Source organism: Thermogladius sp. (assembly GCF_049970955.1).
GTDB lineage: Archaea > Thermoproteota > Thermoprotei_A > Sulfolobales > Desulfurococcaceae > Thermogladius.
In genome coordinates this window covers 1-8,454 of record NZ_JBMFLY010000040.1, presented here as the reverse complement: position 1 = coordinate 8,454, position 8,454 = coordinate 1, and the positions used below count along the sequence as shown (strand labels likewise).

Sequence of the window (8,454 nt, the reverse complement as noted above, 5' to 3'; positions counted from 1 at the left end):
TGCCGGGTCTACACCAGGTTTGGGTGCTAGGTCTAAGCTAGGGTGAAACCTAGACTGGGAGGGCAGGGCGCCAGTTTCGCTGGCCCGGGTGAACCGGGCTAGCGGGTCTGGCGCTTTTGCCTTCTCGGTCTAGGTGTAGCCCTAGTTTAGGCCTGGCGCTCAAACTGGGGATAAGCCGGCTCCTCCTAGCAACATCCCCGCTGGTCAGATTGCTGTACGCCTTTTATAGGCTCACTCAACTTATGGAACCTAGTAGGGGCCGGTTATTTGCGGGTTCTACACACGTCTGACCTGCATTTAGGGTCGCGACTCTTCTCCGAGAGCCCTGTTTTCAGGAGGGTGTTCCTGGAGTCTCTCAGGGAGATCGCCGAGGTTGCCACGGCTAAGTCGTGCGACTACCTGGTCGTAGCCGGCGACCTTTTTGACGCGAACACCCTCAACAGGCTGGACACGGAGACCATACTCAGCACTATCGACGTCTTCAGGGAGTTGAGGAGAGCAGGGGTAAGAGTGGTCGTCTCGCCGGGTAACCACGACTACCACTTGGACGAGAACGGAGTCCTGGAGGTGTTCGAGAGGGCGGAGCTGTTGTCGAAGCCGCGTGTCAGGGTAGGCGACGTCATCGAGACTAAACCGCTGGAGCTCGGCGACCTAGCGTTCGTATCGGTACCGGGCTTGAAGAACTCCGCCGAGGTAGACTACGTTGGCTCTAGGAGGGTTAGAGTTCTCGGCTCGCCGAGTAAACCCACGGTAGTCGTGCTCCACAGCGTCGTGGACATAGGGGGGTCCAGGGTCAGCGAGATAGTCCCTAGGCTGAGCGGCCTCAGGTCTATAGCCTGGGGGGACGTCTCTCAGCTGTTCCCGCAGGCCAGGTACTTCGCCCTAGGGCACGTCCACTTCCCAATACCCCTAGAAAGGCGGGGCCAGGTCAAGGCCGCCTACCCCGGTGCCCCCGTCGGCTACGACTCGAACGACCTACTAGACACGTTCTTCCTCAGAAACAAAGGATTCAGGAGGAGGGTCCTCGTAGTCGACCTCGACAAAGAGCCTCCAGTCTACGAGGCTGTGGAGCTCTCCAATACTCCCGACGTGGAGTACGTCGAGCTGCCCGAGAGGGTCGACCTTGCGACTGCCCAGAGCAGGCTGGCCGAGGCGGTGGGGAGGCTCAAGGGGAGGTGGCGGGTCGTGGTGGTCTCTGTGAGCAAGGGCACGGACAGCAATATCCTAAACAGGCTGAGGAGCACGGCCGAGAGAGAGGGCGTCTATGTGTACTTCAGGACTAGGGGCGTAGACGACGCTGCCCCCTTCACCCTCCCGAGCATAGTCCAGGTCGCGGACTTGATCGAGAGCGAGAAGAGGCTCATCGCCCAGCTCCTCCCCAAGTACGGCTTAAAACTGACACCAGAGAAAGTGCAGGAGCTGATCGACATGATCTCCAGGGGCGCCCCCCTGGACGAGCTAGTTGAAGACGTAGTCGAGGCGGTCAGCGGTGTCGGGCAGGAGGGATGAGCTGAGCGACAAATTGAAGGCCGTTGTGAGGCTGATGCTCGAGGACTACAGGAGTCTCGGCAAGGTAGAGGTCTTCCGTGTCCGGGACGAGTTCTTCAGATCCTTCTACGTCCCTACCCCGTTCAGGGGCGGGGTCGACCAGACCGTGGTCTTCGTAGACTCGGGCCACACAGGCAAGTCCTACTCGACGGACAGCTTCCACTTGGTGCTGATGAACGTTGGTGGAGTGCTCAGGAGCGGTGAAAAGGTAGAATACTTCGGGCACAGAGCCGGGGGCCCTGAGGTCGAGGGGTACATCCTGTACGCTTCTATAGTTCCCGACGGCTTCAAGGTAGTTATACACCCCCTGGACGACAACTCCCTCCTCGTGGACGCGTCGCGAGCCGAGGCTGTCTCGAAGAGCTTGACCAGCCTATTGACGCGCGGCTATGGCAGGTTCCTCGGAGGCGGCCTAGACTACTGGGAGAAGGGTGTTAAGTACTTTAGGCGCGTCGCCAACTACCTGGTATCCCTCATTGAGCTCTCGTACTGTGTCAAGGTGCTTAGTACAATCAAAGACTCGATATGCGTATTGGACGGAACCCTAGTTAGGTGGTTTGGCGCGGTTCAATTAAGGGCGTGGCTCGGGTTCGACGGGCTGGATATTGCCAGCATACTCTCGGGGGTTAGCAGAGAGGAGATCCTGAGCCGCCACCTCTGGAGGATCTACGGCATAGCGAAAACCACGAAGTTCACGATAATCGCGAGGAGCAGGGCATTGCTGAGCACCGTAGGGGGAGGCTACGGCTCAATAAGTCTCGAGAGCGTGGAGAGGGCGGCGGCCTTCCTACGCGATGTGGGCGCGAGGTCGAAGAGGTTTACCGAGCACCTTCTCAATATAGTGAACCCCCTAGTCTTCCACAGCGACGACTACACCATCCACGCTTTAAGGACGCCCGTTACCGTTGACGGGGTGAACGTCTTCATGTTCGGGCTCTATACTAGAGGCCCCCTCATAGACATAAGGCAAGCCTACGCTGTAAACGAGGGGGTTGTCGAGGACTCGTCTGGTAGGCTGTCGACAGCCGTCGAGTCTATATTTGCGAGGCTCACGCGGGCTCCCGGGTATCCCCCACTAGGGTTCTTAGAAGTCGACGCACTAGTGAGGTTGAAGAAGGAGTACATCAGTAGCAAATTCGAACCTAGAATGCTGTTGTCCATAATCGAGCAAACCGGCGGTAAATACCACCCTCTAGCAGAGTTCTTCAGGCCTGGCTTCGAGAAGAGACTGGGTTACGTGAGGGGGCCTACTTGAGCGCAGCAGGCTTCATAGCGGGCTGGAAGGAAAACAGAGTAGTCATACAGTTCGCCAGGGACTTCAGCCCGGCCATAGGCGACTTCTACTACGTAAACCAGGGGTCTAGGAAAACCATCCTCCAACTAACGTCTCTGAACAGCTGGATGGAGGCCGTAGTACCCGCGATAGAGGCGTTGCACTCCTCGGCCTTAATATCTGACTCGTACACGCAGACAGGGCTCGCAGAACCCTTCCTCGAGTACAACGAGGACGAGGGAGTGCTTTACACCCCCTCTTCGCTGCCAAGGCCGGGCAGTCCGGTCTTCAAGGTAGACCCGCTGGACGCGACAAGCTCGAGTATCATGAGTAAGATCGGAGAGGCGGTCAGCGAAGGGGTGCCTGCATGCTACCTCAGAGCCGGGCTCGCGACGCACGCGAAGCTCAGGGACAGAACGTACTTCCTCTCCTCGAAGATCAGGCTCCCGATAGACAAAATGATACCAAAACACATCCTCGTATCGGGCCAGACCGGAGCCGGTAAAACGAGCGGCGTGAAGGGTATCGTTGTCTCGGCCACCGCCTACTCGGACCGCCCGATCAGCTGGGTGATACTCGATAGACACGGCGAGTACTCCGGTCTCACCGGGGGCGTAGAATTCAAGAGGGCCCTGGAGGTCGTCAGCACGTGGAAGAATGTCGTGGTAGACACCATCGTCCTCGACTACGTATCTGGGAACACCGCGCTGGGTGTCAGGAGAACCCCGATATCCCTGGCTGACATCGAGGTAGACGACATCACCACCGCAATGAACCTCGGCGAGGAAGACTCTGCCCAACTGGAGGAGTTGCTCGAGGCCCTCTCCATTGTCGTGCTCGAGGCGTGTAGTGGACGTCTGCTAAGCAGTTCACTATGCCAGCACCTGATCGTGCAGACCGGGGACGAGGTCATACCCAGGGGGCACCTCTTCTCGTTATACCTCCTGTTGTTCGACAACGCCATAAGAGCAGAGGCCGCCATGAAGGTGGAGACGGGGGTGAAGACCGGCTTCCACGAGTACCTGCTAGACAAGGGGTTCCAGAGCATTCAAGTCTTGAGGAAGATGAAGAGGGAGATAACGGAGACGCTCAACATACGGACCCGGCCCAAGCTCTACGTCGACGCAAAGGGTAACAGGAGGTACGTTCACGTTATAGACGACTCGTCGAGCGTCTTCAAGACCGTCGAGCCGCTGAAGGAGCCGGAGAGCGTGGTGGCGATCCTCTACGTCCTCCTCGAAGCTCTTAATAAGCTCAAGGGCTCGAACTCTTCTCCGAACACCGGGCCGTACAAGTTCATCCCCTCCGGACTCGACTCCCGCGCTAGAGAAGAACTGATCGCGAGGGCTAGTCAAATACCAGTCACGCACGACCCAGGGATGTCGTTGAGCGACCTGGCCTCCCACCTAGACGACGGGAGGCTGTTCGTAGTGGACCTCTCGAGGGTTACTACTAGGGAGGGGGACGTGGTGGCGCTGGCTCTCGCGCGTAGGATCCTCGAGGAGAGAATGCGGAAGGGCCCAGCCACAGCGGCGACCATGCCCCCTATCGCGCTCGTATCCGAGGAGGCGCCGCTATACCTGAGTAGCGAAAAGGTGAAGTCGGTGTACAACCCGTTCGCCAGGATAGCGAGAGAGGGCAGGAAATTCAACATAGGCATAGTGGCCATAACGCAAATGGCCACGATGATGGATAGGCAGATCCTCTCCAACTTCAACACTATTATTGCGATGCGCACGAGCCACGAGCCGGACCTGGAGTTCTTCAAGAGCATAGGCATACCCAAGGAGACTCTGCCTCTCCTGGGCGAGAGGGAGGCTTACCTGTACTCCGTCGACATCCCGATCAGAAGACCTTTACCAGTCTACCTGCCCGGCGACTTCGAGGAGGACTTGATATTCTCGAGCCGTAGAGAGGCGGCCCGCCCCGTCTTAGACGAAAAGGTCTATAAGATGCTCACCGAGGAAGAAGAGTCTTGAGGATCCTGGGAGTCTACCTGGAGAACATCAGGAGCTTCCGTAAGGGGCTGATCGTCTTCCCACCGAGAGGTATAACGGTCATCCAGGGGGAGGTCGGGTCGGGGAAGACGAGTATCCTCATGTCCATCGCGTACGCTTTCGAGACCCCGACAGCGGGTCGAGTGGAGTACGCCGACGCCTTCGCCACACCGCAGCCGAGGCACCTCCTCAGGACGGGGGAGTCTAGAGGCCTCATCAGGGTCCTGGTCAGGCAGGGCAAAAGGCTGTTCATCCTCGAGCGGGCTCTACAGAGGGAGGGAGATAGGGTGGTTAACAGCGGTAACGCGATCTACGTGTACGAGCTACTCGAAGAAGGCGGGCTACAAGTGAAGCCCGTCCTCAAGCTTAGGCTCAGCTCGGGAGACTACGTCGAGAAGCTCCGGAGTCTACTCGGGCTCGTAGAGAAAAGCGGCAGGCAGAGACCCGAGGTGTTCACGAACATCATCTACTCCCCACAGTTCAACTTGACGAGCATACTCGAACTCGAGCCGTCCAAGAGGCGGGAGGTCATAGAGATAGCGCTCGGGCTGTCGCGATACACCGACTTTAGGGCTAACGTGGCCAAAGTGATCGACGCCATCGGGGAGAGGGTCAGGGAAGTCCAGCTGGAGCTCTCGAGGCTAGAGGACACGTTGAGGAGCCTCGACAAGCAGGGTCTCCAGTCCAGGGTCAAGAAGATAGAGGAGGAGAAGGCCAAGGTAAAGATGGAGCTCGATAAGGTGGTTTCAACTAGGGAGAGGGCCGAGAAGGAGCTCGAGGACGTCAACAACGACATCCTCAAGTTAAACTCCGTCATACAGGAGAAGAGGGGCGTGATCTCCAGGCTGCAGCAGGAGAACAGGCTTCTAAGAGACAAGGTCAACGCTGTTAAGTCCAAGTTGGCGACTTACACGCAGGGCCTCGGGGTCGCCCTAGACAACCTGGAGGAGGCGACTACGAAGGTCGAGGAAGAGATCCGCGCGATCCAGCAGAGGGAGTCGGAGCTGAGGGAGAGACTCAACGCCCTCATGACCAGGGAGAAGGATGTGATAGCAGAGGAGAACAGGCTCGACGCCGAGATCGCGATGCTCGAAAGGAGGTTGGGCGAGGTCGAGAGCGACTACAGGGAGAAGGAGGAGATCGTCAAGAAGGGGATCTGCCCCGTGTGTGGCCAGAAGATACCCCACGAGCACGGGTTCAGGCTGTTGGCAGAGCTAAGGGAGAGGGCCGAGAAGATAAGAGAGGAACTAGAGGAGGCGCGGAGGAAACGCGAGATAGTGAGAGAGGAGAGGTCCAAGCTAAGGTCCGAGATCGATAGAGTGCAGGCGGAGCTCGCGGACCTGGCCAGGGCGAAGGACCGAGTCCGGGAAGCGGAGAGACTCCTGCTGGAGTTGAAGAGCCTGATGGAGAGGGTCGCCGAGGTCGCCTCGAACGAGGAGACCATTAAGCGGATGCAGCAGGAGGTGGAGTCGCTCGAGGTCTCGCTGAGGGAGAAGAAGGAGAAGTACGCCAGCTTGAAGACCGAGTTGAGCAGGCTACGGGAGGCTGAGAGGGCTTTGAGCAACAGGCTCTCGGAGCTGGAGGGGGAGTTGAGGACGCTTAACGACCAGCTCCAGAAGATCCAAGTGCTAGAGGAGAAACTGAAGTCGCTGCGCTCAGAGCTCAACAAGCTGGTGAACAGTAGAGAGGTCGTCAAGAAGGTGGCCGATATGGTCGACGAGGTCAGTAGAGTGCTGGCGCAGGAGACCTTCAGGTTCGTCTCCGAGAGCTTCACCACGATATACGCCATGCTGGCGCCGGACAAGTCTCTTAGCATAGAGCTGGGCCGAGACTACGAGATCCGCTTCTACTACGCTACCGAGAAGGGGAGGGGGCTGGTAGTCCTACCTAGTGGAGGGCAGCAGTCGGTGGCGTCGCTGGCTCTCAGGCTGGCCGTGAACCAGGCCCTGAGGGCTATTAGCCCGCGGCTCAAGGACTCAACGCTGCTGTTGGACGAGCCGACGATAGGCCTAAGTAGAGAGCTGGTGGCTAGGCTCAGGGACCTGTTAAACAAGCTCGACGAGGAGCAGAAAGCGCACATCGTCGTGGTAACGCACGACGCAGACCTGCTAGAGGCGGGGTCGACTAGGGTGAGGCTGGCGCTGCGCGACGGGGCTACACAGGTGTCGTACGAGGGGGAACTCGACGAGGGCTACAGGGCGTTCGTCGAGAGCTTGCTCGAGAGACCGCCGTGAACCACGTTAATTGTCGGCCCTGGCCACTCTCTTCATCGACTCCAAGTCTCCAGGAAAGGGTTTCCTCCCCACCTGACATAACCTAAGCTTTTAGAGCCTTTAAACCACGCTTCATGCACGGTAGGTCCTGCACAGAAAGGGCCTATCGCGTAGCATCCCGAGAAGACTGGCGTACTGGAGTACCAGGTCTCCACTGCAGTGTAGGGGGAGCAACTCCTTTACGCCGAGCCGTTTGAGCTCCATTACCGTGGCCCTCACCCTGTACTCGGGCTGCCCCGACAGGTGTAGCCCGCCGACAACCCTCTCGACTTTGAACCCTTCCCTGACAGCCTTACCCACCATGTAGTGAACGCCGGGGTGGCTGCAACCCACGAACATGGTGTAGCCGCCGCCCGACTCAACTAGTAGCGCCTGCTCGGATATCTGGGATTCGGGGAAGGGGATAACGTAGACGCCCCTGTACAACTCTCTTATCCCCTTCACGACCACGACGTCCTTGAGGCCGATCGAGCCGAGCCACTCCTGCAACCCCTTGTGCTGTCCGTACGGGATGTACACGGTGGGCCCGCCCGAAGCGAGCCCCATCAGACCCCCCGTGTGGTCGAGGTGGGGGTGGCTGACCACTACTGAGCGTACCTTGGACAGGTCGAGACCAGCCGCCCTTGCGTTGTTCAGCAAGACCTCGGCTCTACCTCCCGCGTCGAAGAGTAGGCTCAAGCCATCCAGCGAGATGTGGACTGAGAGCCCGAAGTCCCTAGCACAGCCCTCGACAAGGCTGGGCAGGTCATCGTAGATCACCGTGTACTCCAAGGCTCGCGATCCCTTCGTGGGGTCGGACCCGTACAGTGCTGTAAGACTATTTTGCGGTGGCCGATTTAATTAGTTACCGGCCTCACCAACGGTCGCGCGTTTCAAAAGCGCTTCTCCCGGCGGTGCGTGGGCTTGTACAAGGTCTTGGGGAGGAGGGTCATCCAGGGCGGGAGGCTGAAGGGGTTCGAGGTCCTTTTCGAGACCGAGTGGAGGGAGCTAAGAGGATGTACCTCGTGGGCAACTTCACTAGCTGGTTTCCGGGCTTTAAGAGGCTGGCCAAAACCGGGGATGAGGGGCACGCAAGACTCAACCTCTACCCCGGCACCTACGCTTACTGGTTCCAAGCCGACAACGCACCGTCGCCTATCTTAGACGAGGAGAACGAGCGGACGGCTGTCCTCCCGAACATAATGCACCCCGAGAAGCCGGGGATTAGGGGCAGCCTCCTCGACCTCACCGTTCCAGAGGGCCCATTCGAATACGTTATCCACGACGAGAGGGACCCAGCCTACCTACACCGCTTCTCGGGGTACGTGGTTTTCAGGCTTAGGACGGGCAAGCGGGTCGAGGCGGCCTGGCTGCACGCGGGGGG

Annotated in this window: 5 protein-coding genes and 1 pseudogene; 5 read left to right on the top strand and 1 reads right to left on the bottom strand. The window is 58.8% G+C overall.

The window, feature by feature from the left end; genetic code table 11:
- Window positions 1–267 precede the first annotated feature (267 nt).
- The 4 genes from ACP5VX_RS05455 to ACP5VX_RS05440 are packed head-to-tail and all read left to right on the top strand — an operon-like array spanning window position 268 to window position 7,052.
- On the top strand, window positions 268–1,509 hold the full coding sequence (locus ACP5VX_RS05455; RefSeq protein ID WP_428724877.1) for a metallophosphoesterase family protein: 1,242 nt from the start codon (window positions 268–270) through the stop codon (window positions 1,507–1,509).
- The gene (locus ACP5VX_RS05450) at window positions 1,490–2,803 is read left to right on the top strand and encodes a hypothetical protein (RefSeq protein ID WP_428724876.1); all 1,314 of its coding nucleotides are present in this window, start codon (window positions 1,490–1,492) and stop codon (window positions 2,801–2,803) included. The genes ACP5VX_RS05455 and ACP5VX_RS05450 overlap by 20 nt, the downstream gene beginning before the upstream one ends.
- On the top strand, window positions 2,800–4,800 hold the full coding sequence (locus tag ACP5VX_RS05445; protein ID WP_428724875.1) for an ATP-binding protein: 2,001 nt from the start codon (window positions 2,800–2,802) through the stop codon (window positions 4,798–4,800). Before ACP5VX_RS05450 ends, ACP5VX_RS05445 begins: the two co-directional genes overlap by 4 nt.
- Complete coding sequence (locus ACP5VX_RS05440; protein ID WP_428724874.1) at window positions 4,797–7,052, top strand: AAA family ATPase; 2,256 nt, start codon at window positions 4,797–4,799, stop codon at window positions 7,050–7,052. Before ACP5VX_RS05445 ends, ACP5VX_RS05440 begins: the two co-directional genes overlap by 4 nt.
- Window positions 7,053–7,163: 111 nt before the next feature.
- Here the strand turns inward: ACP5VX_RS05440 and ACP5VX_RS05435 are convergent, their stop codons facing one another.
- Window positions 7,164–7,862: an MBL fold metallo-hydrolase gene (locus tag ACP5VX_RS05435; protein ID WP_428724873.1), complete on the bottom strand. Its 699-nt coding sequence runs from the start codon at window positions 7,860–7,862 to the stop codon at window positions 7,164–7,166.
- 206 nt (window positions 7,863–8,068) lie between these two features.
- Between ACP5VX_RS05435 and ACP5VX_RS05430 the strand changes: the two are divergent.
- Window positions 8,069–8,454, top strand: a pseudogene (locus ACP5VX_RS05430) (glycoside hydrolase family 13 protein); the annotation flags it as partial.